The sequence below is a fragment of the Enterobacter sp. E12 genome, from assembly GCF_014596715.2.
Classification (GTDB): Bacteria; Pseudomonadota; Gammaproteobacteria; order Enterobacterales; family Enterobacteriaceae; genus Enterobacter; species Enterobacter bugandensis.
The window spans coordinates 1,369,322-1,394,545 of sequence record NZ_CP115601.1; the positions used below are offsets into that span (position 1 = coordinate 1,369,322).

A 25,224-nucleotide genomic window follows, 5' to 3' on the forward strand; every position below is an offset into this window, starting at 1 on the left:
TTCTGGTGCGGGCTGATGCCCTCACCCCGGCCCTCTCCCGCGGGGAGAGGGAGAAAACACTAAAAACGGCAACCTCAGGGTTGCCGTTTTGCTTTTACCTAACTGTGTTTGTTCTTCAATTCAAATCTCGGCGACACCAGACCGTACAGCGTCCAGCCCATGAAGGTCACTATCGCCCCGTACAGCATCGCCTCCTGTCCGGACGAGTAGAGCGCATAGAAGCTGTATATCGCCCCAACCAGCGCCACGATATTCGCTACTCGCGCTTTGTGCGGATCCACCTTCGCCACCTTCTGAATGATCGCCAGCGCCGCCATCGACAGAATATACGGGATGATGTTCGTCACCACCGCCAGGTTGACCAGCACGTTGAACTGGCTGTTCAGCGACGGGCTGATGGTCATTAGCGATAATCCGCTCTGGAAGATGACAATTGCCAGCATACCCTGCACCGGCGCATCGGCTTTGGTCACGCGGGAGAAGATTTTCGGGAAATAGCCTTCATCTGCCGAAGATTTAAAAACCTGTGCAATGGTGAACTGCCAGCCAAGCAGCGATCCGCAGCAGGACATCACCATCAACCCCATGATCACTTTCCCGACTTCCGGGGTGAACATCTGCGCAAAGGCCAGTCCGAACGGTGCCGTGGAGTTAGCCAGATCCATGTTTGGCACGATCCCCGCTATCACGTTGGTTGAAACGATATAGATCACCGCCGCGCCCAGCGTCCCGCCGAGAACCGCAATCGGCACGTTCTTCTCCGGATTTTCCACCACTTCCGCATTTGCGCAGGCGGATTCCAGGCCCAGGAAAGCCCAGAGCGTCATGGCGATAGACGAGCCCACGGCGGTGAAGAACGGCACATGGTGCGGGTTCCAGGAGTTGGCGTAAAGCGTCGGGCTAAACCAGAACCAGCCGATGATGCACAGACCGACCACCGGGATGATCACGCCCCAGACGGTGATGCTGCTGAGTTGTCCGGTGATGCGCGCGCCGCCAAAGTTAGCGACGGTACAGATCCACAGCACGCCGATGGTCGCCAGCCCAATTTGCACCGGGCTGAGCGTCGCGCCAACCAGCTCCGTACCGTAGCCCACGGCGGAGATGGCAATCGCCACGTTGGCGATCAGCAGCGACACCCCATAGGTATAGTTCGCCATAAAGTTGCCGGACTTGCCGAAGGCGTACTCGGCATAGCCGCCCATGCCGCCTGACTTGCGGCTGAACATCCCGCACTTGGCAAACGCCCACGCCAGCGCCATCGATCCGACAGCCGTCACCAGCCAGGAGATGATCGAGATGGTCCCCACCTCGGCAAGCTTGGTGGGCAGCATGATAATCCCGGAGCCCATCATGTTAACCATGGTGAGGATAGTCAGCTGCACCACGCCCATCTTATTGGACTTGCTCATAATTTTTCTCCTTTCAGCAGCGATGGCTGAGCAGCGGATTGTTTGATGATGTAGCAGCGAACCTGTTTGCGACCGTCACACTCCTCGACGTACACGCCCTGCAGCTCCGGCGCGAAGCCCGGCAGCAGGTTGATGCCTTCTTCCAGCGCGGCAAAGTAGCGCAGCACGGAACCGCCCCAGACTTCCCCTGGAACCACGCACAGTACCCCCGGTGGGTAAGGGAGCGCACCTTCGGCGGCGATGCGGCCTTCCGCGTCGCGCAGGGAGACCAGCTCGACCTCACCGCGCAGGTAGGCGTAGTTCGCCTCTTGCGGGTTCATCATCACGCGCGGGAAGTGAGACTTGCGGAACATCTCTTTTTGCAGCTGCTTCACGTTATGGCGGGCGTACAGGTCGTGCATCTCCTGGCAGATCTGGCGCAGGGTGTAACCCGCGTAACGTTCCGGATGCTGTTTGTAGAGGGAGGGCAGGACGTCTTTCAGCGGCACATCGCTCTCAAGCAGTTTTTCGAAGCGCACCAGCTGGGCGACCAGCTGCTGCAGCTTGCCCATGTCCTCCGCAGGGGTGAGCAGGAACAGGATCGAGTTGAGATCGCATTTTTCCGGCACGATGCCGTTTTCACGCAGGAAGTTGGCGAGAATGGTGGCGGGCACGCCGAAGTCGTCATACTCCCCGGTGCGGGCGTTAATGCCCGGCGTGGTCAGCAGCAGCTTGCACGGGTCGATAAAATACTGGTGCTCTGCATAACCTTCAAAGGCGTGCCAGCGTTCACCCGGTACGAAATGGAATAAGCGCAGATCGGTTGCAATCTCTGCCGTGTCCCAGCTTTCCCACGCGCGGCCATCCACCGTCTCGGGCACAAATGGACGAATAAATCGGCAGTTTTCCAGGATCAGCTTGCGCGCCTCAATGCCCGTCACCACGCAGTCCATCCACATGTTGCGGCCGCTTTGCCCCTCATGCATGCGGGCGTTAATGTCCAGCGCGGCAAACAGCGGATAAAACGGGCTGGTGGAGGCGTGCATCATAAAGGCATTGTTGAGCCGCTTATGTGGGACATAGCGCTGCTGGCCTTTGATGTGGCTGTCCTTCTTGTGAATTTGCGAGGTCTGCGAGAAGCCAGCCTGCTGTTTATGCACGGACTGGGTGACCAGAATCCCCGGATCGTTTTCGTTCAGCTCCAGCAGCAGCGGCGAGCAGTCGGCCATCATCGGAATAAACTGCTCGTAACCCACCCAGGCCGAGTCAAACAGGATGTAGTCGCACAGGTGCCCAATCTTATCCACCACCTGACGGGCGTTGTAGATGGTGCCATCGTAGGTGCCCAGCTGGATCACCGCCAGGCGGAACGGACGCGCATCGCGTGCACGGCCAGGCGCCACCTCTGCCACCCGTTCACGCAGGTAGCTCTCCTCAAAGCAGTGCGCGTCAATGCCGCCGATAAAGCCGTACGGGTTGCGCGCTGTTTCCAGATAGACCGGCGTTGCCCCAGCCTGAAGGAGGGCACCGTGGTGGTTAGACTTGTGGTTATTACGGTCAAACAGCACCAGGTCGCCTGGGGTGAGCAGGGCGTTCAACACCACTTTGTTGGACGACGAGGTGCCATTCAGCACGAAGTAGGTCTTATCGGCGTTAAAGACTTTTGCCGCATGCTGCTGGGCAATGCACGGTGCGCCTTCGTGGATCAGCAGATCCCCCATCGCCACGTCGGCGTTGCACAGATCGGAGCGGAATAACGTCTCGCCAAAGAAATCGACAAACTGATTGCCGGCAGGATGACGGCGGAAAAACTGCCCGCCCTGATGCCCCGGGCAGTCAAACGCGCTGTTGCCCTGCTTCACGTAGTCGACAAGGGCGCGGAAAAACGGCGGGCGCAGCTGGGTTTCATACTTCTGCGCAGCCGCTTCCAGCTGGCGTCCATAAAAGTCTTTGCTGGTGTCTGAATGCTCAAATACGCCGTGAATGCGCGATAAATAATCTGCCGGGATGATCTCTTCTTTGTGCGTCGCCACAAATACGGGAATGCCAAAACCGGTAGCTTCTATTTCTTCCAGGATACCGCTGGCAATATCCGTGACCGCCAAAACAATGGCGGCAACATCAATATAATCAGAAGCGCGGACATCCACCACTTCACGCTGGGTAGTAAAGCAGTCCGGACATGCACGGCTGGCTGCGATTTTTAAATTTTTCATCTTTCTCTCTTTATTTTAGGTAATAAGCGTCCCTCGATTTCTTGCAAGAAAGAAATCGATAATTTTCCGGAAAAAAAGCAATGGGTAGCCGCTGATTAAAATCAGTGAATTGCTTTTTTGATGATTGAAATTCAGTCCGCCCGGTGCGGATGAGTCTGAATCAAGATGAATGAGCGCACGAGTTTACAGGCAATTGCCTGTAAGCTAAGGTTTTTCAGGATAACCTGTAAGCGAGTGCGCCAGAAGTCGAAGGACTACCGGGCATTAAAGAGATGAAAGTCAAAGCAGTTTCGGTGGGCAAACATCATAATATGCGTTGTCCGCCTTATATGGGGCATTAAGCGATTGTTGTTTTCCATGTTTCATTTTCCTTTCAGTAATTGAAAGCATGGTCATTTTATCCAGGCAAAGGCGATTAACCGTGAAGCAGATCACCATTAACCGATCATTTCAGAAATAATTAGTCGTTTTTGATGAATAATGCAGATCAAAATTCTGAATTGTTAGTGTCGCGTTAATAGATTGTGTTGTGAATGTTTGATGGGAGCGTAAATAATCAAAAAAAATAACGGTTGGGATATTTGTGAAATATTTTCTGAGAGGTTTCGTTTTTATTTAAAAATAAATTGAATAGTTATTCAAAGCATAAACCGATAACCGATACCGGTTTCAGTTAATAAATGACGGGGGCGCGCGGGGTCAACTTCAAGTTTCTGGCGAAGATGTCCCATATATATGCGTAAATAGTGACTATGCTCCACCGCGTTGGGTCCCCACACCTGACTTAACAGCTGGCGCTGGGTGAGTACTTTACCGTGATTATTAAGCAGCACGGCGAGCAGGCGAAACTCGATTGGCGTGAGATGGATTTCTTCTTCACCGCGCACAATACGTCGCGCGGCCAGATCAACCCGGATATCCCCAAACGTGTAGGTTGGGTCAGCAGGCGTGGTTGCGCTGTGGCGGCGCAGGGCCACGCGCAGGCGAGCCTGTAGCTCGCCGATACCAAAAGGTTTTATCAGATAGTCGTCCGCCCCGGCATCCAGCGCGGCGATTTTATCCGTCTCTTCAGTACGGGCGGAGAGCACCAGAATCGGCATCTGGCTCCACTGACGTACCTCGCGGATAAAATCGATGCCGTCACCGTCCGGCAGGCCAAGATCGAGGATAACCAGGTCCGGCTTGCGGGTCGCGGCTTCAATTAACCCCCGCTGAAGCGTACCCGCATCATGAACGCGCAGACCATCGCCTTCCAGCGCTGCGCGCAGAAACCGGCTAATGGCGATCTCATCTTCAACAATCAGAACGTTGATCACAAATCCTCTGGTAATTCATTCAGTTCCGGCGGGGTTTCCAGAGGAAGTGTAACACAAAAACGCGCGCCGCCTTCCGGACGATTCTCCGCGAAAATGGTTCCGCCATGAACATCAATTATTGCCTGACAAATCGCCAGCCCCAGCCCCACGCCCGGGATGGCAGACTCCTTATTGCCGCGTGCGAATTTTTCGAAAATAGCCATCTCCTGTCCGGCAGGAATGCCCGGTCCGGTATCCCAGACGTCAAGACGAAGCGTGTCGTCGTCCACCGTCGCATCCACCCCAATCCGGGCGCTGGCACCTGCATATTTGCCGGCGTTTTCCAGCAGGTTAATCAACACTCGTTCAAACAGCGGACCGTCGACGTGAATTAACGTCAGGGGCTCGGGCATGTTCAGCGCAATATGCCGCCCACCGAGGCCGGGTTCGAGCATTTTCAGCGCGCTGCCCACCACCTCTTCAAGCGTGAGCCACTCTTTTTTGAGGTTAAAACCGCCCGACTGGATCCGCGCCATATCGAGCAGGTTATTCACCAGACGCGTGGTATTGAGCACGTGCTGACGGATTTCGCTGGCCTGCATGGCGTGTTTTGAACCTTCCGCTGCCAGGTCCAGCGTCAGGATTTCCGACTGGCCAAACAGGACGGTAAGAGGTGTGCGCAGGTCGTGAGACAGCGCCGCCAGGAGCGAGTTACGGATGCTTTCGCGCTCGCTTGCCAGCCGGGCCTGCTCTTCGCTGGCGGTGAGGGCCAGCCGTTCCAGCGCGCTGGCAACCAGCAGCGTAAAGGTCTCCAGCAGTCGCTGCTGTTCGGGGATCATCAGCTGGCGCAGATTGGAGGGCTCCACGATAACCAGCCCCAGGTTTTTATCGGCGCTGCGCAGGGGCAGAATTTGATAGGGCACGCCGGGCAGGGTGTCGGTCCCTGCACCCGCCGGTAGCCCTTTATCAAAGCTCCAGCGGGCGATGGCTTCGTCCCAGGGCGTCATGCCCGAGGCCGACGTCAGCGGGCGCAGCTTGCCGTGATCGTTCGGGAGTAAAATCAGGTTGCTGGCATGAAAGGTCGAGCGAATAAACTGCTCGCTGGTCTGCACAATATCCAGCGGCGTGCGGCCTACCGCCAGCGATTTCGACATCTCATAAAGATGCCGCGTGCGCTGTTCGCGATAGCGGGCGATACGCGCCTGGTAGCGCACGCCAGCCGTTAAGTTCCCGATCACCAGCCCGACGGTAAGCATCACGGCGAAGGTGAGGATGTACTGTACGTCCGAGACGGCGAGCGTCCCGCGGGGGGCAATAAAGAACAGATCGAAGCTGATGACGTTAATAACCGTCGCCAGTACTGACGGCCAGCGTCCGTAAAAGAGCGCCACCACTACCACGCCCAGCAGGTAGATCATCACCAGGTTGGCCGCGTCGAAGGCAATCAGCCATTTGCTGGCGATTATAGTGATCAGGGCGCAGAGCACGACGGCGACAAAACAGCCGCGGAGCTGAATGCGCCATTTATCGCTGAAGGCCCGGCTGTCCGGCGCGCGGCTGGGGAGGGGAGCAGGTTTATCATCCAGCGCCACGATCACCAGGTCCAGATCCGGCGCGCGGCGGGCCAGCTTGTCGGCAAAGGATTCGCGGCTAAACCAGCGGCGATGCTGGCGGCGGCCAATGACAATTTTCCCCAGGTTATGCTCCCGCGCGTAGCGCAGAATGGCCTTATCTTCCTGCGGATCGGAAAGGGTAGCGGTTTCGGCACCCAGCTCCTGCGCCAGGCGCAGCGAGCTCAGGATCGCGCGGCGCTGGTTTTCGGGCAGAGCGTGCAGCTGCGGCGTTTCGACATACACCGCATGCCAGACGCTGCCAAATTTGGCCGCCAGGCGCGCAGCGGTGCGGACCAGTTTTTCATTGCCGCTGCCGTGCCCCACGCACAGCAGAATGGCATCCCGCGTGTGCCAGACGCGCTCCTGTCCCTGCAGGTCGCGCCAGGCGCGCATCTGATCGTCAACGCGATCGGCAGTACGCCGCAGGGCCAGCTCGCGCAGGGCAATCAGGTTACCTTTGCGGAAGAAATGTTCGATGGCGCGCTCGGCCTGGCCGGCAATATAAACCTTGCCTTCGTGCAGGCGCTGGCGCAAATCGTCAGGAGGCAGGTCAACCAGCACCACCTCATCGGCAGAATCAAAGAACGGGTCGGGCACCGTCTCGCGCACCTGAATGCCGGTCACGCCGCTGACTACGTCGTTCAGACTTTCAAGATGCTGAACGTTAACCGTCGTGAACACATCAATGCCGGCCTCGAGCAGCTCTTCAACATCCTGCCAGCGTTTGGGATGGCGTGAGCCTGGCGCATTGCTGTGCGCCAGTTCGTCCATCAGGATAAGCGCGGGACGGCGGGCGAGGGCGGCATCGAGATCGAATTCAGTGACTAACCGACCGCGATGGCTGATGCGGCGGGGCGGCTGGGTAGCCAGCCCCTTCAGCAGTGATGCTGTCTCTTTACGTCCGTGGGTTTCAACCACGCCGATCAGAATATCGAGCCCCTGCGCCCGAAGCCGCTGGGCTTCCGTCAGCATGGCGAAGGTTTTCCCGACGCCTGCGCAGGCGCCAAAGAAAATTTTCAGTTTGCCGCGATGGGCTTCAGCCGTCTGTTCAAGCAGCCTGTCCGGATCCGGGCGCATGGGCTCGTCGGTCATTTAGTTTTTCCTTAGCGCGTCCAGCGCCAGATTCAGCTCAACAATATTTACCACGGGCATGCCGATGAAGCTGACCAGCGGCTTTTGCGTGTGCTCTGCCACCAGCTTGCTCACCTGTTCGACGGTCAACTGACGGGCGGCGGCGACGCGCGGGATCTGCCAGGCCACCGCTGCCGGCGTCAGGCTGTAGTCCAGCCCGCTGGCAGAGGCGGTCACCAGCTCTACGGGCACCTCGCGGCTGGCCTGAGGATTGGCGGCACGCAGGGTTGCCACGCGTTCAGCGACGGCTTTGTCCAGCTCCGGGTTGCTGCCCGCCAGGTTACTGCCGCCGGATGCCATCGGATTATACGGGCTTTCGGCAGTGGCGGAAGGGCGTCCCTGGAAGTAGCGGGCATCCGTAAAGTTCTGACCAATCAGGCGAGAACCGCGGTTTTCACCGTTTTGTATAATCAGCGAGCCGTTGGCCTGACCCTTAAACCACCACTGGCCCAGCGAGGTGGTTACCAGCGGGTACAGCCCGCCGGTAATGAGAGACAGCAGAATAAACAGAAGTATAGCGGGACGTAACATGGTCATTTGATTCACCTTTTAAACCAGCCCGAACAGCGTCAACAGCAGGTCGATAACCTTGATACCGACGAAGGGCACCACCAGCCCGCCCAGGCCGTAAATCCACAGGTTGCGGCGCAGCATGGCGGCGGCGGTCAGCGGCTTATAGCTCACGCCCTTCAGCGCCAGCGGAATAAGAAAGACAATGATCAGGGCGTTGAAAATCACCGCGCTCAGAATGGCCGATGCCGGAGAGTGCAGGTGCATCACGTTCAGCGCATTGAGCTGCGGATAGGTGGCCGCAAAGGCCGCCGGGATAATGGCGAAATACTTCGCCACGTCGTTGGCGATACTGAAGGTGGTCAGCGAACCGCGCGTCATCAACATCTGTTTGCCGATGTGCACCACCTCAATCAGCTTGGTCGGGTTAGAGTCGAGGTCGACCATGTTGCCCGCCTCTTTTGCTGCCTGGGTACCGGAGTTCATCGCCACCGCCACGTCGGCCTGCGCCAGGGCAGGGGCATCGTTGGTACCGTCGCCCGTCATCGCCACCAGACGACCTTCCGCCTGATACTGACGAATCAACGCCAGTTTCGCTTCCGGGGTGGCTTCGGAAAGGAAATCATCCACGCCCGCTTCGGCGGCAATCGCCGCGGCGGTAAGACGGTTATCCCCGGTGATCATCACCGTTTTAATGCCCATTTTACGCAGCTGGGCAAAGCGCTCTTTAATGCCACCTTTAACGATATCTTTCAGGGCAATTACGCCCAGCACGTTCGCGCCTTCTGCCACCACCAGCGGCGTGGCCCCCTGACGGGCTACGCTTTCGACCAGGTTGTCCACTTCAGGCGGGAAGTGGCCATTGTTGGCCTCAATGTGGCGACGGATGGCGTCAACAGAGCCTTTACGGATCATGCGATCCTGAATGTTAATCCCGCTCATTCGGGTTTGCGCCGTAAACGGCACGAAGGTGGCATGCAGGCTCTGAACGTCGCGCTGGCGCAGGTTAAAGCGCTGCTTGGCGAGAACAACAATGCTTCGGCCTTCCGGGGTTTCATCGGCAAGCGAGGAGAGCTGTGCCGCATCCGCCAGCGTTTTTTCATCCACGCCCGGGGCGGGTAAGAAATCCGACGCCTGGCGGTTACCGAGGGTAATGGTGCCGGTTTTATCCAGCAGCAACACATCCACGTCACCGGCGGCTTCTACGGCACGCCCGCTGGTGGCGATGACGTTGGCACCGAGCATACGGCTCATGCCAGCCACGCCGATGGCCGACAGCAGGCCGCCAATGGTGGTGGGGATAAGGCAGACCAGCAGCGCCACCAGCACCGTGACGGTGACCGCGGTACCGCCATAGGCGGAGAACGGCCACAGTGTGGCGGTTGCCAGCAGGAAGACAATGGTCAGGGCCACCAGCAGGATGGTCAGGGCAATCTCGTTTGGCGTTTTACGGCGCTGTGCGCCTTCCACCATGGCGATCATCCGGTCGAGGAAGGTTTCACCCGGGTTAACGCTGCATTGGATCACCAGCCAGTCGGAGAGAATGCGCGTCCCGCCCGTCACGGAGGCAAAATCACCGCCGGATTCACGGATCACAGGTGCGGATTCCCCGGTAATGGCGCTTTCATCTACCGATGCGCCACCTTCAATGACTTCTCCGTCGCACGGGATGATGTCGCCAGCTTCCACCAGCACCACATCACCTTTACGTAGTTCATCCGCAGGAACGTGGTCCATCTGCGCGCCGTATTTCGGTTCACGTAATTTCCGCGCAAACGCCGTTTTTTTCACCCCTTTCAGGCTGTTGGCCTGCGCTTTACTCCGGCCTTCCGCCAGCGCTTCGGCAAAGTTGGCGAACAGCACGGTAAACCACAGCCACAGGCTGATGGCGCCGGTAAACATCGCATTTCCCGGCATATGGCCCGTTCCCATGGCAATCGCCAGGGCGGTTGTCAGGACGCTTCCCGCCCAGACAATAAACATCACCGGGTTGTGCCATTGCACGCGCGGGCTCAGCTTTTTGACCGCATCCATAAGCGCCTGACGAACTAACGTCGGTTCGAGCAGGGCCAGTTGTTTACGACTCATGACAAATACTCCGCAAAATCAGCGTAAAGAGAGAGTTTCCGCGACCGGGCCTAACGCGAGGGCGGGGATAAAGGTCAGGGCGCCGACCAGCAACACGGTGCCCGTCAGCAGGCCGATAAACAGCGCGCCGTGGGTCGGTAACGTCCCGGTGGTGGTCGGTTGGATTTTTTTATTCACCAGCGATCCGGCAATCGCCATAACCGGCACAATGATCCCGAAGCGGCCCACGAACATGCAGAACGCCAGCAGACAGTTCCAGAACGGAGAGTTGGCGCTTAAGCCTGCAAAGGCGCTACCGTTGTTGTTGGCGGCCGAGGAGACGGCATACAGCACTTCGCTAAAGCCGTGAATGCCCGGGTTAAAGATGCCGCTGCGTCCGGCCTCGGTCATCAGGGCCAGCGCGGTGCCGAGCAGCACAAGCGCCGGGGTGACCAGAATCGCCAGCGCGGTTAATTTCATCTCGCGAACGTCGATTTTTTTACCGAGGTATTCCGGGGTGCGGCCAATCATCAAGCCGGCAATAAATACCGCCAGCAGTACGAACAGCAGCATGCCGTACAGACCCGAGCCCACGCCGCCAAACACCACCTCGCCAATCTGCATCAGCCACATCGGGATCATGCCACCCAGCGCCGTAAAGGAATCGTGCATGGCGTTGACCGCCCCGCACGAGGCCGCCGTGGTGACCACCGCATACAGGCTGCTGGCGAGAATGCCAAAGCGGCTCTCTTTACCTTCCATGTTGATATTGCTGTCAGCCCCCAGCTGCATGAAATGGGGGTTGCCGCTCCATTCAGCCCACATCACCAGCGCCACGCAGACCACGAAGATCAGCGACATGGTCCAGAGCAGTGTGCGGCCCTGACGGCGATCGTTGACCACATCACCAAAGGCGAAACAGAGCGCGGCGGGGATCAGGAAGATCGCCAGCATCTGCACAAAATTGGTCAGGGCGGTAGGGTTTTCAAACGGATGCGACGAGTTGGCGTTGAAGAATCCGCCGCCGTTGGTGCCGAGCATCTTGATGGCTTCCTGCGACGCCACTGGGCCCATCGGCAGGAGCTGTTTTGCTCCTTCCAGCGAGGTATACGGGGCGTAAGGCAGCAGGTTTTGCAGGGCGCCCTGCTGAATAAAGAACAGCGCGATAAGCAACGCAATCGGCAGCAGGATCCACAGCGTAATGCGCGTCAAATCCACCCAGGCGTTACCCAGGGTACCGATTTTCTGACGCGCAAACGCGCGCGTCAGCGCGAAAATTACCGCGATACCGCTGGCTGCAGAGAGGAAGTTCTGCACGGTTAATCCAGCCATCTGGCTGAAATAGCTCAGCGTGGTTTCACCGGCATAGGACTGCCAGTTGGTGTTGGTAACAAAACTGACCGCCGTGTTCAGCGCAAGATGCCAGGACAGGCCCGGTAACCGTTGCGGATTCAGCGGCAGGATGCCCTGCAGCATCAGCATGGCAAAAAGTGCAAAAAGCCCAACGATGTTCAGCAGCAGAATAGCGAACAGATATTCACGCCAGCTCATCTCCCGATCGTCGATTCCCAGCACGCGCCAGATCCCTTTTTCAACGCTTCCCGTGCCGGGCAGGGGGACGTTGTTGATAAGCCTGGCCAGCCCCGTTCCCAGCGGCCTTGCCAGAACGAACAATACCACTAAGAAGCTGGCAATAAGCAAAAACGCCTGAGCAGCCATCAGAATGCCTCCGCGTTAATCAGGGCATAGACCAGATAACCCAATAACAGGAACACCAGCACGATGCCGGCAATAAGACCTGCACTCACAATCCACCTCCGGGTGACTTTTGTTGTTGTGCTAACGGTAGGATTTATGGCGCAAAGATTTCGCAAAAATCAGAAGGGTGGGTGTAAAAAAAGTATAAAAATGGCAAAGCCCACAATTTAACTATTGATAAGTAAATCGTTAACTTTTTTGTAACTTAATTACGGTGCGAGTGTAGATTTTTGCTAAACGGACGAAAATAAGTGGTCGGATGAGTAGTAAAATTACAAACAAAGCGATATTATTTTATCCAGGTCACAGATTTCACATTTTCCGGAGAAGGTTTCCGGCCAACTACAGGGGAGAAAAATATGGATCTTTATAAAGAGTATCCGGCTCATATCGTGTTCATGCGTCGCACTTTCGCCGTAGTGGCTGGCGTGCTGGCTCTGCCGGTGATGCTGTTCTGGAAAGATCGTGCACGTTTTTACAGCTATCTGCACCGCGTCTGGGCGAAAACCAGCGAGAAGCCGGTGTGGATGGATCAGGCTGAGAAAGCGACCTGCGATTTCTATTGATACAACGCTGACGCGTAGCCATAAAAAAAACCGCCAATAGCAATATGTAATGCCAGTCAGTTAAGCAACTGACTGGCTTTTTTTCGGGGCTGTGGGGTATCTCCAGGGCCTTTCCTTTACCACCCTCGGGAAGGCCCTTTCCCTTCTTGTCGGCAACTTTACCAGTTGCGCCATGCTTTCAAGATCACGCATCAGCTCCGGGATACGCCCTGGTGAAGCGCCCTGCAGCGTCATCAGCATTCTCATGACCATGCCGCATGATTCTGAGAAGCTCAGCTGATTCGGCCAGTATCCTTTCAGATGGCCCGCCATTTTAATCATCTGATATCGCACCAGATTATACGCCAGTAACACGCCCCATAACTCCTGCTCCACAAGCTCCGGCTTTTTACTCCTCAGCGTCAGCCTGCTCAGTTGCATCGTTTGTTTTATCTCCCTGTACCCCAGCTCTATTTCCCAGCGATGGCTGTACAGGTCTGCCATTTCTCCTCCGGGATAGCGCATGGCGTCCGTCATCGACGTCAGCAGATGGCTGGTTTTCCCTTTGCGCGTTACGGTCAGCAGGCGGGCTGTCATCTCATCTCCCAGACCCGGCCATTTTTTTCGTGCCTGTGGGCTGGTTTTCAGCTTCACCAGATAGTCGCCTTTACCCAGCTTTCTGACCTCTTCATACTGTGCTCCCTTTCTGAGCGGGAGCATCCAGTGACGGTGTTCTCCCGCCTGGCTCCACGCATTCAGCAGCCCCAGCGAGTAATAGCCTTTATCCATTAACGTCAGGGTGTTATCGCCGGTCTGCTCTATCAGTTGCTCCGCGAGCTCATTTTCGCTGTTTTTCATCGTGCCGAAGGCCGCTGCCGTCAACAGATGGCTGGTCAGTTCCATCTGGCAGACCATTTTTACCTGCGGGTAGAGTGCCGGGTTTCCGCCATGCGTCTGGCGGGGAAAGGCGCTATCGTTTTCCGGCGTATCCGGTGTGCGCCAGAACACACCATCGATGGCCAGCAGTGTCAGGCCGCACCAGTGCGGATGCGGTGTGGCGTTATGCCAGAGCTGCGCTGTTTGCGTGAACACGCGGCGGATGGCTTCGCTTCCCAGCCGCTGACGGGCCTGGATCACGGCACTGGGGGCAACGAACGGACGGTTGCCGGGTAACATGATATCCAGCCGGTTAACTATCTGATGAACCGGCTCCTTACGCTCAAGGGCCATACCGATAATGCACCAGACCATCATTTCCAGAGGAAGGCGCCGTTTGCGTAACGTGACGGTGCCGGATTCTTCAAGGCAGCGGGAAATCAGTTCCGGGTCAAGATAGTCGCCCAGAGAAGTCAGAGGGTTACGCAGAGAATCGTAACGTGATACCAGATCAAGAGCCTGTCCAATGTGCATAAAAAAATCCGGAAACGGGTAAACATTTCCGGATTCTTACACAGCCACTGGATCGGTCAACCGATCCTTAACTGATCGGCATTACAATAGCAATATGGCGGTTTTTTTGTCCCTCGGGATTCGCGGTCCGTTGGGTGGTCTTCAAGCCCTCGTCAGAGGCTTCCAAGAATATCTCGGGTCCTTAAGTAATCAAACTGCAACTCCCTAAATATATTCTTAAAAACCTTTTCGGTGGATTACGTTTTACACCAGGGCCAACTACTATGCAGCGTCCCTTTCCGCCATCTCGCACATGGGCACCGGTCCCGGGAAAGGCGTCACCACAACCGTAAGTCAGGCTCTCGTCAGGGCTTGTGTCCACCGATTTATCACCGGTGGTGAACGGTGGAGCGGTTAGCAGCAGGGACCGCATAGTGAAACGCTATATATGCATCGCGTTCATTGTCGCCAGCGTACTCGTTGTAAAGAGTGATGAACCTAATGCGTTTGTCGCTTTAACCACGATAGCGCAGGACAAGTAGCGTTAAGGCCGCCCCGGGCGGCCTTTTTTATTTCATCCCGTCTACACTTCATGGCAAAGTAGTTCAATGCATGCTTTTTCCTTGTATGGCATGCCCTTATGGACATAATGGACAATAGCCTGGAGTTTTATGCCCACCCATCTGGTTTGGTTTCGCGCGGATTTGCGCGTACATGACAACATCGCTCTCGCGGCAGCCTGCCGCTCTGATGACGCCAGCGTACTGGCGCTATTTATCGCCACGCCTGAGCAGTGGCAGCAGCATGATATGGCACCACGGCAGGCGGCTTACCTCAAATCACACCTGAACGAACTGCAGCACGCGCTTGCCGAGAAAGGCATACCTCTTATCTACAAAGAGGTCAGCGATTTTACCGCGCAGCTTCATATGCTGCAGGAGATATGCCAGCAGAACGGCGTCACGCATCTTTTTTATAACTACCAGTACGAACTGAACGAACAGCAGCGGGACCGCCAGCTGGAGAAAATGCTGGGAAAGGTGGTTTGTGAGGGATTTGATGACAGCGTGATGCTGGCACCGGGCAGCGTTATGACCGGCGGTCACGAAATGTATAAAGTGTTTACGCCGTTTAAAAATGCTTTTGTTAAGCGCCTGAAAGAGGCGCTGCCGGAGTGCGTACCCGCGCCCGCCGCCAGAGGAGAGGCTATAACCGATCTCCCCGAATTAACGTTCAACTATCCCCAGCGGGCATTTGATGAACTTCTGTTCCCTGTCAGTGAGAAGGCCGCTATTGCGAAGCTGCGCCAGTTTTGCAAGCAGGGCGCGGGAGAATATGACGCGCGCAGGGATTTCCCGGCAATTGAAGGGACAAGCCGGTTATCGGCCTGCCTGGCGCTGGGCGTGCTCTCTCCTCGCCAGTGTTTGCATCGTCTTCTGGCCGAACAGCCGCAGGCGCTGGACGGTGGTGCGGGCTCGGTGTGGCTGAACGAACTTATCTGGCGTGAATTCTACCGCCATCTGATGACGTACCATCCCAATCTCTGTAAGCATCGTCCGTTCATTACGTGGACCGACAGCGTAAAATGGCAGCACGATGAGGCACTTTTACAGGCCTGGCAAAAAGGGGAGACGGGCTATCCGATTGTGGACGCCGCTATGCGCCAGCTAAATGAAACCGGGTGGATGCACAATCGTCTGCGAATGATTACCGCGAGCTTCCTGGTGAAAGATCTGCTTATCGACTGGCGAATCGGAGAGCGCTATTTTATTTCTCAGCTGATCGATGGCGATCTGGCGGCGAATAACGGTGGCTGGCAGTGGGCGGCCTCTACCGGCACCGATGCGGCTCCCTATTTCAGGATTTTTAATCCGACCACGCAGGGGCAAAAATTTGATGCCAACGGCGACTTTATTCGCCGCTGGTTGCCCGCGCTCAGGAACGTTCCTGAAAAAGCGATCCATGACCCGTGGGCATGGGCGGATAAACAGGGCGTAAAGCTCGATTATCCCCGCCCGATTGTCGACCATAAACAGGCGCGCGTCGCCACGCTGGCGGCGTACGAAGCCGCCCGAAAAGTTTGAGAGAATGATGATGAAAAACAGTGAACTGGAACGCCTGATTAACGAAAAACTTAATACCGCCTCCTTTAGCGACTATGGCCCGAATGGCCTGCAGGTCGAAGGGCGCGAAACGGTGCAGAAAATCATCACCGGCGTGACGGCAAGCCAGGCGCTGCTGGATGAGGCGGTGCGTCAGGAAGCCGACGCGGTGATTGTCCATCACGGTTACTTCTGGAAAAACGAATCGCCGATTATCCGCGGCATGAAGCGCAACCGCCTCAAAACGCTGCTGTCGAATGATATCAACCTGTACGGTTACCATCTGCCGCTGGATGCGCATCCTGAACTGGGAAATAACGTCCAGCTGGCACAGCTGTTAGGGATTACCGTGATGGGTGAAATCGAGCCGCTGGTGCCGTGGGGCGAACTGTCGATGCCGGTACCGGGGCTGGAGCTGGCATCGTGGATCGAAGCGCGGCTGGGGCGTCGTCCGCTGTGGTGCGGAGATACCGGGCCGGATACCGTGAAGCGCGTGGCGTGGTGTACGGGCGGCGGCCAGGGCTTTATCGACAGCGCCGCGCGCTTTGGTGTTGATGCGTTTATTACCGGCGAAGTCTCCGAGCAGACGGTTCACTCTGCCCGCGAGCAGGGGCTGCATTTTTACGCGGCAGGCCACCACGCTACCGAGCGCGGCGGTATTCGCGCCCTCAGCGAGTGGCTGACGGAAAATACCGATCTGGATGTGACCTTTATTGATATTCCTAATCCGGCCTGATGAGAGGTAGTTAAGTGCAGCGAGCGCGTTGTTATCTTCTGGGTGAAACCGCGGTAGTTCTGGAGCTTGAGCCTCCCGTGACGCTTGCCACGCAAAAGCGTATCTGGCGCCTGGCTCAGCGGCTGCCCGAGCTACCCGGCGTGGTTGAAGCTATTCCGGGTATGAATAATATCACCGTGGTGCTACGCGATCCGCACACCGGGGCGCTGGATGCCATTGAGCGTCTTCAGCGCTGGTGGGAAGAGAGCGAGGCGCTGGAACCGGAATCGCGGGCGATTGAGATCCCGGTTGTCTATGGCGGCAAAGGTGGCCCTGACCTTGGCGTGGTGGCCGAACACTGTGGATTAACAGTAAAGCAGGTTGTGGAGCTGCACAGCTCGGTGGATTACGTCGTCTGGTTTCTGGGTTTTCAGCCGGGCTTTCCGTATCTGGGCGGATTATCTCCCCGGCTGCATACCCCGCGTCGGGCTGAGCCGCGCCTGAGCGTTCCCGCAGGAACGGTGGCAATTGGCGGTGAGCAAACCGGAATTTATCCGCTTACTTCACCGGGCGGCTGGCAGCTTATCGGGCACACGTCCACGCCGTTATTTGAACCCGGCCATGACGCGCCAATACTCCTGCGTCCGGGTGATACCCTGCGCTTTATCCCGCAGAAGGAGGGGGTATGTTAACGCTTATTCGCGCGGGGCTTTATACCTCCGTTCAGGATGCCGGACGCTTTGGCATGCGCCAGTCCGGCGTGAGCTACTGCGGTGCGCTCGATCGTCCTTCGCTGGAGATTGCCAACCTGCTGGTAGGCAACGCGGGCAGCACGGCGGCGTTAGAAATTACGCTGGGTCAGTGCGTTATTGAATTTGGTGAGGAGACCTGGTTCGCCTTAACCGGCGCGGGCTGTGACGCGACGCTGGACGGCAAAGCGGTGTGGACCGGCTGGCGATTGCGGGCGAAAGCCGGGCAGCGTCTGACGCTTAAGCGTCCTCTGCACGGCGTGCGCAGCTATCTTGCCGTGGCGGGGGGCATCGACGTGCCGGAGGTGTTGGGGTCGTCCAGCACCGACCAGAAAGCGGGAATGGGCGGCCATGAAGGACGGCTGCTGCGCGACGGCGATCGTCTTGCGATTAAGCCATCAGCGCGCCATTTCACCACCACGCAGGGCGTGAAGCAGCTGCTGTGGGGGAACGTGATCCGCGCCTTGCCGGGACCGGAATATCAGGAGTTTGATGAAGCCTCAAAAGAGTCTTTCTGGCGTTCGCCGTGGAAAATCAGCCCGCAGAGTAACCGTATGGGTTACCGGCTTCAGGGGCAGCCGCTGACCCGCACGACTGACCGGGAGCTGCTTTCCCACGGGCTGCTGCCGGGGGTGATTCAGGTGCCGGGCAACGGGCAGCCCATCGTACTGATGAACGATGCGCAAACTACCGGCGGCTATCCGCGTATTGCCTGCATTATCGAAGCGGATCGCTACCATCTGGCGCAAATCCCTCTCGGTCAGCCGATTCATTTCGTGCAGTGTACGCTGGAGGAGGCGCTAAAGGCGCGGCAGGATCGGCAGCGCTATCTCGAACAGCTGGCGTGGAGGCTTGATGGTAAAGATTGATTTAAACGCCGATGTGGGGGAGGGCAGCAGCGCCGATGCGGAACTGATGACCCTGGTCTCCTCGGTCAATATCGCCTGCGGTTTTCACGCGGGCGATGCGCAAACCATGCAGGAGAGCGTGCGTAATGCCATTAAAAACGGCGTGGCGATTGGCGCTCACCCGAGCTTCCCGGACCGGGAGAACTTTGGCCGTACGGCGATGGATCTGCCCCCTGAGACGGTCTACGCTCAGGTGCTCTACCAAATCGGCGCGCTGGAGGCGATAGCGCGCGCTGAGCATGGCGTGCTGCGTCACGTCAAACCGCACGGCATGCTCTATAACCAGGCAGCGAAAGACCCGGCGCTGGCGGAGGCGATTGCCCGCGCGGTGCGGGACTGCAATCCGCAGCTGATTCTGGTTGGCCTGGCGGGTAGCGAGCTTATTCGTGCCGGAGAACGGCTGGGGCTGACGACGCGGCAGGAAGTCTTTGCCGATCGGGGATACATGCCGGACGGCAGCCTGGTGCCGCGCACGCAGGCCGGTGCGCTGATTACTGACGAAAATAAAGCGCTGGCGCAGACGCTGGCGATGGTGCGCTTCGGGCGGGTGACCGCCGTGGATGGAACATCCGCAAATGTTCAGGCCGATACGGTGTGTTTACACGGCGACGGGGAGCATGCGCTCCAGTTTGCGCGACGCCTGCGGGCGGCGTTCTCTGAAGAGGGCATTCTCGTCAGCTCAGATTGATTATAAAAGGACAATGACATGCCTGAAGGTCCGGAGATCCGCCGTGCGGCGGATAGCCTGGAGGCGGCGATAAAGGGCAAACCCCTGACCGATGTCTGGTTTGCCTTTCCTCAACTTAAGCCGTTTGAAACAGAGCTGGTGGGACAGACGGTGACTCATATTGAAACGCGCGGCAAAGCGTTGCTCACGCATTTTTCCCATAACCTGACGTTATATAGCCATAACCAGCTCTACGGTGTGTGGCGCGTAGTCGATGCGGACGAGCAGCCGCAAACGACGCGCGTGCTGCGCGTCCGGTTACAAACGGCGGATAAGGCGACCCTGCTCTACAGCGCCTCTGATATCGAAATGTTAACGCCGGAGCAGCTGCTGACGCATCCGTTCTTACAGCGCGTCGGGCCGGACGTGCTGGACATGCGCCTGACGGCGAGCGACGTGAAGGCCCGACTGTTATCGCCCAAATTCCGCAACCGCCAGTTTTCCGGATTGTTGCTCGATCAGGCTTTTCTGGCGGGATTAGGCAACTATCTGCGGGTGGAAATCCTTTGGCAAGTGGGGCTGGCGCCGCAGCGCAAGGCCTCTCAGCTTAGCGAGGAACAGCTGGACGCGTTGTCTCACGCGCTGCTGGATATTCCGCGGCTGTCGTACAACACGCGCGGCGTGGTGGATGAGAACAAACATCACGGGGCGCTGTTCCGCTTTAAGGTGTTCCATCGGGCGGGGAAAAAGTGCGAGCGGTGCGGCGGGATTATCGACAGGATTATGCTCTCTTCCAGACCTTTTTACTGGTGCCCGCACTGCCAGAGATAAAAGCAAAACGGTAACCCAGGGGTTACCGTTTTTAAGGTTTGTTCCCTCTCCCTGTGGGAGAGGGCCAGGGTGAGGGCATCAGGCCGCACCCAACGTTTTTTAGCGCTTCAGGTCAGACTTAAAATCACGCTGCTCGTAGCCGGTGTACAGCTGACGAGGACGGGCGATTTTCATACCTTCGCTGTGCATTTCGTTCCAGTGCGCAATCCAGCCCACGGTACGCGCCATGGCGAAGATCACGGTGAACATGGAAGACGGAATGCCCATCGCTTTCAGAATAATGCCAGAGTAGAAATCGACGTTCGGGTAGAGTTTCTTCTCGATGAAGTACGGGTCGTTCAGCGCGATGTGTTCCAGCTCCATCGCCACTTCCAGCAGATCGTCTTTGGTGCCCAGCTCTTTCAGCACTTCATGGCAGGTCTCACGCATAACGGTTGCGCGCGGGTCGTAGTTTTTGTAAACACGGTGACCGAAGCCCATCAGGCGGAAGGAGTCATTCTTGTCTTTCGCGCGACGCACGAACTCTGGAATGTGCTCAACGGTGCTGATCTCTTCCAGCATCTTCAGCGCCGCTTCGTTCGCGCCGCCGTGCGCCGGTCCCCACAGGGAGGCGATGCCCGCAGCGATACAGGCGAACGGGTTCGCGCCTGAAGAGCCTGCGGTACGGACAGTAGAGGTAGAGGCGTTCTGCTCGTGGTCAGCGTGCAGGATCAAAATACGGTCCATCGCGCGTTCCAGCACCGGATTCACTTCATACTCTTCGCACGGCGTGGAGAACATCATGCGCAGGAAGTTGCCGGCGTAGGAGAGGTCGTTACGTGGGTACACAAACGGCTGGCCGATGGAGTATTTGTAGCACATCGCCGCCATGGTCGGCATTTTGGACAGCAGGCGGAACGCCGCGATATCACGGTGACGCGGGTTATTCACGTCAAGTGAGTCGTGGTAGAACGCCGCCAGCGCACCGGTAATCCCGCACATCACCGCCATTGGGTGAGAGTCACGACGGAACGCATGGAACAGACGGGTAATCTGCTCATGGATCATGGTGTGACGGGTTACGGTGGTTTTGAATTCATCGTACTGCGCCTGCGTCGGTTTTTCGCCGTTCAGCAGGATGTAGCACACTTCCAGGTAGTTGGATTCGGTGGCTAACTGATCGATGGGGAAGCCGCGATGGAGCAGGATACCTTCGTCACCGTCAATGTAGGTGATTTTGGATTCGCAAGATGCGGTAGAGGTAAATCCAGGGTCAAAGGTAAATACTCCTTTGGAACCCAGCGTACGGATATCAATAACATCCTGACCGAGCGTGCCTTTTAGCACATCCAGTTCAATAGCATCATCACCATTTAGGGTGAGTTTTGCCTTTGTATCAGCCATTTACGGTCTCCTTAGCGCCTTATGCTTAAGACTGCTTTTACCGGATTTGCCTTCAGCTGTTAATCACCGTTACCAGATTGTTATTTGGCTTACCGCTCAGCTCACGAGGAGTAACCAGGGTACAGAGCTATGGCGCCTTGCAGGTAAACGAATGAAATATCAGTGAAACAACAGCAAATCAGCGTTTTTGCAGTCCGAATTATTCAAACCTGTATATCACTAATAACTGTCCTGATAACTTCGGTCAATACCATCACACTGTTACATAACTATTTGTCAGGTGAAAGAGAGACCTCATAACTTTTGCGCATTATATGCCTTTTCTGATGAAGTTTGTAACAATATTGTTTAACATTTGTCAAATCAGATGATTAAAAATTAAAAAGATGTTGTTATCGTGACCCTGATCACTGTTCCAGAGAAAACCCAACAAACTGTATGTAGGTTAATTGTAATGATTTTGTGAACGGCCTATACTGCCGCCAGGTCTCCGGAACACCCTGCAATCCCGAGCCACCCAGCGTTGTAACGTGTCGTTTTAGCATTTGGAAGCAATGTTTTGCATGACGCGCAGTTATAGAAAAGGAACGCTGCTTGACCCGCATCGCAGTCCGGAGGAAGGAAACAATAAGAACAGCATGTGGGCGTTATTCATGATAAGAAATGTGAAAAAACAAAGACCTGTCAATCTGGATCTCAAAACGATCCGGTTCCCCGTAACAGCAATAGCGTCCATTCTGCACCGTGTTTCTGGTGTGATTACGTTTGTGGCGGTCGGTATTTTGCTGTGGTTACTGGGCACCAGCCTCTCTTCCCCTGAAGGATTCCTCCAGGCCTCGGCCATCATGAATAGCTTCTTCGTGAAATTTATCATGTGGGGCATTCTCACCGCGCTGGCCTATCACGTTGTTGGCGGCGTACGCCACATGCTGATGGACTTTGGCTATCTGGAAGAGACGTTCGAGGCCGGGAAACGTACCGCGAACATTTCATTTGTGATCACTGTCGTGCTTTCACTTCTCGCAGGAGTTCTCGTATGGTAAGCAACGCCTCCGCATTAGGACGCAACGGCGTACATGACTTCATTCTGGTCCGCGCTACCGCCATCGTCCTCACGCTTTACATCATCTATATGATCGGTTTCTTCGCGACCAGCGGCACGCTGACGTGGGAAATCTGGAGTGGTTTCTTCGGATCGGCCTTCACCAAAGTGTTCACCCTGCTGGCCCTGTTCTCCATCCTTATCCATGCCTGGATCGGCATGTGGCAGGTGTTGACCGATTACGTTAAACCGCTGGCGATTCGCCTTCCGCTGCAACTGATTATTGTTGTTGCGCTGCTGGTTTACGTCATTTATGGATTTGTTGTGGTGTGGGGTGTGTAATGAAACTGCCAGTCAGAGAATTTGATGCTGTTGTGATTGGTGCGGGTGGCGCAGGTATGCGCGCCGCACTGCAAATTTCCCAGAGCGGCCAGACCTGTGCGCTGCTCTCTAAAGTGTTCCCGACCCGTTCCCACACTGTGTCCGCGCAGGGCGGTATTACCGTTGCGCTGGGTAACTCCCATGAAGATAACTGGGAATGGCACATGTACGACACGGTAAAAGGTTCCGATTATATCGGCGACCAGGATGCCATCGAATATATGTGTAAAACCGGCCCGGAAGCGATTCTGGAGCTGGACCATATGGGTCTGCCGTTCTCCCGTCTGGAAAATGGCACCATCTATCAGCGTCCGTTTGGCGGCCAGTCGAAAAACTTCGGCGGCGAGCAGGCGGCACGTACCGCGGCGGCGGCTGACCGTACCGGTCACGCACTGCTGCACACCCTGTATCAGCAGAACCTGAAAAACCACACCACCATCTTCTCCGAGTGGTATGCGCTGGATCTGGTGAAAAACGCCGATGGCGCAATTGTTGGCTGTACCGCGCTGTGCATCGAAACCGGTGAAGTGGTTTACTTCAAAGCCCGCGCGACCGTGCTGGCGACCGGCGGTGCAGGCCGTATTTATCAGTCCACCACTAACGCCCACATTAACACCGGTGACGGTGTCGGTATGGCTATTCGCGCTGGCGTACCGGTGCAGGACATGGAGATGTGGCAGTTCCACCCAACCGGTATCGCCGGTGCGGGCGTGCTGGTCACCGAAGGCTGCCGCGGTGAAGGTGGCTACCTGCTGAACAAACACGGCGAGCGCTTCATGGAGCGTTATGCCCCGAATGCGAAAGACCTGGCGGGTCGTGACGTGGTGGCGCGTTCCATCATGATCGAAATCCGTGAAGGCCGCGGCTGCGATGGCCCATGGGGTCCACACGCGAAGCTGAAGCTCGACCATCTGGGTAAAGAAGTGCTGGAATCCCGTCTGCCGGGCATTCTGGAACTGTCCCGTACTTTCGCGCACGTCGATCCGGTGAAAGAGCCGATCCCGGTTATCCCAACCTGCCACTATATGATGGGCGGTATTCCGACCAAAGTGACCGGTCAGGCGCTGACCGTGAACGAGCAGGGCGAAGACGTGGTCATTCCTGGCCTGTTCGCGGTAGGCGAAATCGCCTGCGTATCCGTACACGGCGCCAACCGTCTGGGCGGCAACTCCCTGCTGGACCTGGTGGTATTTGGTCGTGCGGTGGGTCTGCATCTGCAGGAGTCCATTGCCGAGCAGGGCGCGCTGCGTGATGCAACCGACGACGAAATCGACGCCTCTCTTGAACGCCTCAACCGCTGGAACGGTAACCGTAACGGCGAAGATCCGGTGGAAATCCGTAAAGCGCTGCAGGAGTGCATGCAGCACAACTTCTCGGTATTCCGTGAAGGCGATGCGATGGCCAAAGGCCTTGAGCAGCTGAAGGCGATCCGCGAGCGTCTGAAAAATGCCCGTCTGGACGACACCTCCAGCGAGTTCAACACCCAGCGCGTTGAGTGCCTGGAGCTGGATAACCTGATGGAAACCGCATTCGCAACCGCGATGTCGGCAAACTTCCGTACCGAAAGCCGTGGCGCCCATAGCCGCTTCGACTTCCCGGATCGTGACGATGAAAACTGGCTGTGCCATTCCCTGTATCTGCCAGAGTCGGAAACCATGACGCGTCGTAACGTCAACATGGAACCGAAACTGCGTCCGGCGTTCCCGCCGAAGATTCGTACTTACTAATGCGGAGACAGGATAATGAAACTCGAATTCTCAGTTTATCGTTATAACCCGGATGTTGATGACGCTCCGCGCATGCAGGACTATACCCTCGAAGCGGAAGAAGGTCGTGACATGATGCTGCTGGATGCCTTAATCCAGCTGAAAGAGAAAGATCCTACGCTGTCGTTCCGCCGCTCCTGCCGTGAAGGGGTATGTGGCTCTGACGGTGTGAACATGAACGGCAAAAACGGCCTGGCCTGCATCACGCCAATTTCAGCGCTGCAGCGTCCTGGTCAGAAAATTGTTATCCGTCCTCTGCCAGGCCTGCCGGTCGTGCGTGATTTGGTGGTAGACATGGGGCAATTCTATGCACAATATGAGAAGATTAAGCCTTACTTATTGAATAATGGGCAAAATCCACCCGCTCGCGAGCACTTACAGTCTCCTGAGCAGCGTGAAAAACTCGATGGTCTGTACGAGTGTATTCTCTGCGCATGCTGTTCAACGTCCTGCCCGTCGTTCTGGTGGAACCCGGACAAGTTTATCGGCCCTGCGGGTCTGCTGGCTGCCTATCGCTTCCTGATCGACAGCCGCGACACCGAAACCGACAGCCGTCTGGAAGGATTAAGTGACGCTTTCAGCGTATTCCGCTGCCATAGCATCATGAACTGCGTCAGTGTGTGTCCGAAGGGGCTGAACCCGACGCGTGCCATCGGCCATATTAAGTCGATGCTGCTGCAGCGCAGTGCGTAAGTAGTGAGAGGGGAGCGCTGTTCCCCTCACCCTAACCCTCTCCCAAAGGGAGAGGGAATAAATTGCAGAAAC

Annotated in this window: 22 protein-coding genes; 11 read left to right on the forward strand and 11 right to left on the reverse strand. The window is 56.7% G+C overall.

Annotated features, from left to right (window positions below; translation table 11 throughout):
• Positions 1–98: 98 nt before the first annotated feature.
• The 9 genes from potE to kdpF all read right to left on the reverse strand — a co-directional run bounded on the left by potE (position 99) and on the right by kdpF (position 12,031).
• Positions 99–1,412, reverse strand: coding sequence for a putrescine-ornithine antiporter (gene potE, locus IB212_RS06515; RefSeq protein ID WP_041910774.1), 1,314 nt, complete (start codon positions 1,410–1,412; stop codon positions 99–101).
• Complete coding sequence (speF, locus tag IB212_RS06520) at positions 1,409–3,607, reverse strand: ornithine decarboxylase SpeF (protein WP_041910773.1); 2,199 nt, start codon at positions 3,605–3,607, stop codon at positions 1,409–1,411. The genes potE and speF overlap by 4 nt, the downstream gene beginning before the upstream one ends.
• Positions 3,608–3,861: 254 nt before the next feature.
• Entirely contained in the window at positions 3,862–3,966 is a 105-nt protein-coding gene (gene speFL, locus IB212_RS06525; RefSeq protein ID WP_003858645.1) for a leader peptide SpeFL, read from the reverse strand.
• Positions 3,967–4,245: 279 nt separating this feature from the next.
• Positions 4,246–4,923 (reverse strand): two-component system response regulator KdpE, encoded by a 678-nt coding sequence (kdpE, locus tag IB212_RS06530; RefSeq protein WP_008501074.1) that lies wholly within the window; start codon positions 4,921–4,923, stop codon positions 4,246–4,248.
• A complete protein-coding gene (gene kdpD / locus IB212_RS06535) occupies positions 4,920–7,607 on the reverse strand; it encodes a two-component system sensor histidine kinase KdpD (protein ID WP_041910772.1) in 2,688 nt (895 codons plus the stop codon). The genes kdpE and kdpD overlap by 4 nt, the downstream gene beginning before the upstream one ends.
• Entirely contained in the window at positions 7,608–8,183 is a 576-nt protein-coding gene (kdpC, locus tag IB212_RS06540) for a potassium-transporting ATPase subunit KdpC (protein ID WP_041910771.1), read from the reverse strand. It lies immediately after the preceding gene.
• Positions 8,184–8,195: 12 nt separating this feature from the next.
• On the reverse strand, positions 8,196–10,244 hold the full coding sequence (kdpB, locus tag IB212_RS06545; protein ID WP_041910770.1) for a potassium-transporting ATPase subunit KdpB: 2,049 nt from the start codon (positions 10,242–10,244) through the stop codon (positions 8,196–8,198).
• An 18-nt stretch (positions 10,245–10,262) separates the two neighbouring features.
• Entirely contained in the window at positions 10,263–11,942 is a 1,680-nt protein-coding gene (kdpA, locus tag IB212_RS06550; RefSeq protein WP_041910769.1) for a potassium-transporting ATPase subunit KdpA, read from the reverse strand.
• Positions 11,942–12,031: a K(+)-transporting ATPase subunit F gene (kdpF, locus tag IB212_RS06555; protein WP_014069365.1), complete on the reverse strand. Its 90-nt coding sequence runs from the start codon at positions 12,029–12,031 to the stop codon at positions 11,942–11,944. Before kdpF ends, kdpA begins: the two co-directional genes overlap by 1 nt.
• A 309-nt stretch (positions 12,032–12,340) precedes the next feature.
• On the opposite strand from kdpF, the gene IB212_RS06560 reads away from it, so the two are divergent.
• Complete coding sequence (locus tag IB212_RS06560) at positions 12,341–12,547, forward strand: YbfA family protein (protein ID WP_014069366.1); 207 nt, start codon at positions 12,341–12,343, stop codon at positions 12,545–12,547.
• A gap of 60 nt (positions 12,548–12,607) precedes the next feature.
• On the opposite strand, the gene IB212_RS06565 is transcribed toward IB212_RS06560, so the two are convergent.
• Positions 12,608–13,936 (reverse strand): IS4 family transposase, encoded by a 1,329-nt coding sequence (locus IB212_RS06565; protein ID WP_409033779.1) that lies wholly within the window; start codon positions 13,934–13,936, stop codon positions 12,608–12,610.
• A 650-nt stretch (positions 13,937–14,586) separates the two neighbouring features.
• Here IB212_RS06565 and phrB point away from each other — a divergent pair.
• From phrB to nei, 6 genes are read left to right on the forward strand one after another with little or no spacing between them, the layout of a single operon-like run.
• A complete protein-coding gene (gene phrB / locus IB212_RS06570; protein WP_041910768.1) occupies positions 14,587–15,999 on the forward strand; it encodes a deoxyribodipyrimidine photo-lyase in 1,413 nt (470 codons plus the stop codon).
• A 10-nt stretch (positions 16,000–16,009) separates the two neighbouring features.
• Positions 16,010–16,753, forward strand: a complete 744-nt coding sequence (locus IB212_RS06575) for a type 2 GTP cyclohydrolase I (RefSeq protein WP_028012373.1) — start codon at positions 16,010–16,012, stop codon at positions 16,751–16,753.
• 14 nt (positions 16,754–16,767) lie between these two features.
• Positions 16,768–17,424 (forward strand): 5-oxoprolinase subunit PxpB, encoded by a 657-nt coding sequence (gene pxpB / locus IB212_RS06580; protein ID WP_041910767.1) that lies wholly within the window; start codon positions 16,768–16,770, stop codon positions 17,422–17,424.
• The gene (pxpC, locus tag IB212_RS06585; RefSeq protein WP_028012375.1) at positions 17,418–18,350 is read left to right on the forward strand and encodes a 5-oxoprolinase subunit PxpC; all 933 of its coding nucleotides are present in this window, start codon (positions 17,418–17,420) and stop codon (positions 18,348–18,350) included. Before pxpB ends, pxpC begins: the two co-directional genes overlap by 7 nt.
• Positions 18,337–19,077: a 5-oxoprolinase subunit PxpA gene (gene pxpA / locus IB212_RS06590; RefSeq protein ID WP_041910766.1), complete on the forward strand. Its 741-nt coding sequence runs from the start codon at positions 18,337–18,339 to the stop codon at positions 19,075–19,077. Before pxpC ends, pxpA begins: the two co-directional genes overlap by 14 nt.
• 18 nt (positions 19,078–19,095) lie before the next feature.
• Positions 19,096–19,887 carry an endonuclease VIII gene (gene nei, locus IB212_RS06595; RefSeq protein ID WP_041910765.1) on the forward strand — a complete coding sequence of 264 codons (792 nt, stop codon included), beginning with the start codon at positions 19,096–19,098 and terminating at the stop codon, positions 19,885–19,887.
• A 99-nt stretch (positions 19,888–19,986) separates the two neighbouring features.
• Here the strand turns inward: nei and IB212_RS06600 are convergent, their stop codons facing one another.
• Complete coding sequence (locus IB212_RS06600) at positions 19,987–21,270, reverse strand: citrate synthase (RefSeq protein ID WP_028012378.1); 1,284 nt, start codon at positions 21,268–21,270, stop codon at positions 19,987–19,989.
• A 638-nt stretch (positions 21,271–21,908) separates the two neighbouring features.
• Between IB212_RS06600 and sdhC the strand changes: the two genes are divergently transcribed.
• The 4 genes from sdhC to sdhB are packed head-to-tail and all read left to right on the forward strand — an operon-like array spanning position 21,909 to position 25,152.
• Positions 21,909–22,313, forward strand: coding sequence for a succinate dehydrogenase cytochrome b556 subunit (sdhC, locus tag IB212_RS06605; protein ID WP_026080740.1), 405 nt, complete (start codon positions 21,909–21,911; stop codon positions 22,311–22,313).
• Positions 22,307–22,654: a succinate dehydrogenase membrane anchor subunit gene (sdhD, locus tag IB212_RS06610; protein WP_003858621.1), complete on the forward strand. Its 348-nt coding sequence runs from the start codon at positions 22,307–22,309 to the stop codon at positions 22,652–22,654. Before sdhC ends, sdhD begins: the two co-directional genes overlap by 7 nt.
• On the forward strand, positions 22,654–24,420 hold the full coding sequence (gene sdhA / locus IB212_RS06615) for a succinate dehydrogenase flavoprotein subunit (RefSeq protein WP_041910764.1): 1,767 nt from the start codon (positions 22,654–22,656) through the stop codon (positions 24,418–24,420). Before sdhD ends, sdhA begins: the two co-directional genes overlap by 1 nt.
• 15 nt (positions 24,421–24,435) lie before the next feature.
• On the forward strand, positions 24,436–25,152 hold the full coding sequence (gene sdhB / locus IB212_RS06620) for a succinate dehydrogenase iron-sulfur subunit SdhB (protein WP_008501090.1): 717 nt from the start codon (positions 24,436–24,438) through the stop codon (positions 25,150–25,152).
• Positions 25,153–25,224 lie beyond the last annotated feature (72 nt).

Coding starts and splice junctions, on each gene's coding strand:
- potE (WP_041910774.1), bottom strand. CDS start 1,412: ATGAGCAAGTCCAATAAGATGGGCGTGGTGCAGCTGACTATCCTCACC.
- speF (WP_041910773.1), bottom strand. CDS start 3,607: ATGAAAAATTTAAAAATCGCAGCCAGCCGTGCATGTCCGGACTGCTTT.
- speFL (WP_003858645.1), bottom strand. CDS start 3,966: ATGGAAAACAACAATCGCTTAATGCCCCATATAAGGCGGACAACGCAT.
- kdpD (WP_041910772.1), bottom strand. CDS start 7,607: ATGACCGACGAGCCCATGCGCCCGGATCCGGACAGGCTGCTTGAACAG.
- kdpC (WP_041910771.1), bottom strand. CDS start 8,183: ATGACCATGTTACGTCCCGCTATACTTCTGTTTATTCTGCTGTCTCTC.
- kdpB (WP_041910770.1), bottom strand. CDS start 10,244: ATGAGTCGTAAACAACTGGCCCTGCTCGAACCGACGTTAGTTCGTCAG.
- kdpA (WP_041910769.1), bottom strand. CDS start 11,942: ATGGCTGCTCAGGCGTTTTTGCTTATTGCCAGCTTCTTAGTGGTATTG.
- IB212_RS06560 (WP_014069366.1), top strand. CDS start 12,341: ATGGATCTTTATAAAGAGTATCCGGCTCATATCGTGTTCATGCGTCGC.
- IB212_RS06565 (WP_409033779.1), bottom strand. CDS start 13,936: ATGCACATTGGACAGGCTCTTGATCTGGTATCACGTTACGATTCTCTG.
- phrB (WP_041910768.1), top strand. CDS start 14,587: ATGCCCACCCATCTGGTTTGGTTTCGCGCGGATTTGCGCGTACATGAC.
- IB212_RS06575 (WP_028012373.1), top strand. CDS start 16,010: ATGAAAAACAGTGAACTGGAACGCCTGATTAACGAAAAACTTAATACC.
- pxpC (WP_028012375.1), top strand. CDS start 17,418: ATGTTAACGCTTATTCGCGCGGGGCTTTATACCTCCGTTCAGGATGCC.
- pxpA (WP_041910766.1), top strand. CDS start 18,337: ATGGTAAAGATTGATTTAAACGCCGATGTGGGGGAGGGCAGCAGCGCC.
- nei (WP_041910765.1), top strand. CDS start 19,096: ATGCCTGAAGGTCCGGAGATCCGCCGTGCGGCGGATAGCCTGGAGGCG.
- IB212_RS06600 (WP_028012378.1), bottom strand. CDS start 21,270: ATGGCTGATACAAAGGCAAAACTCACCCTAAATGGTGATGATGCTATT.
- sdhC (WP_026080740.1), top strand. CDS start 21,909: ATGTGGGCGTTATTCATGATAAGAAATGTGAAAAAACAAAGACCTGTC.
- sdhD (WP_003858621.1), top strand. CDS start 22,307: ATGGTAAGCAACGCCTCCGCATTAGGACGCAACGGCGTACATGACTTC.
- sdhA (WP_041910764.1), top strand. CDS start 22,654: ATGAAACTGCCAGTCAGAGAATTTGATGCTGTTGTGATTGGTGCGGGT.
- sdhB (WP_008501090.1), top strand. CDS start 24,436: ATGAAACTCGAATTCTCAGTTTATCGTTATAACCCGGATGTTGATGAC.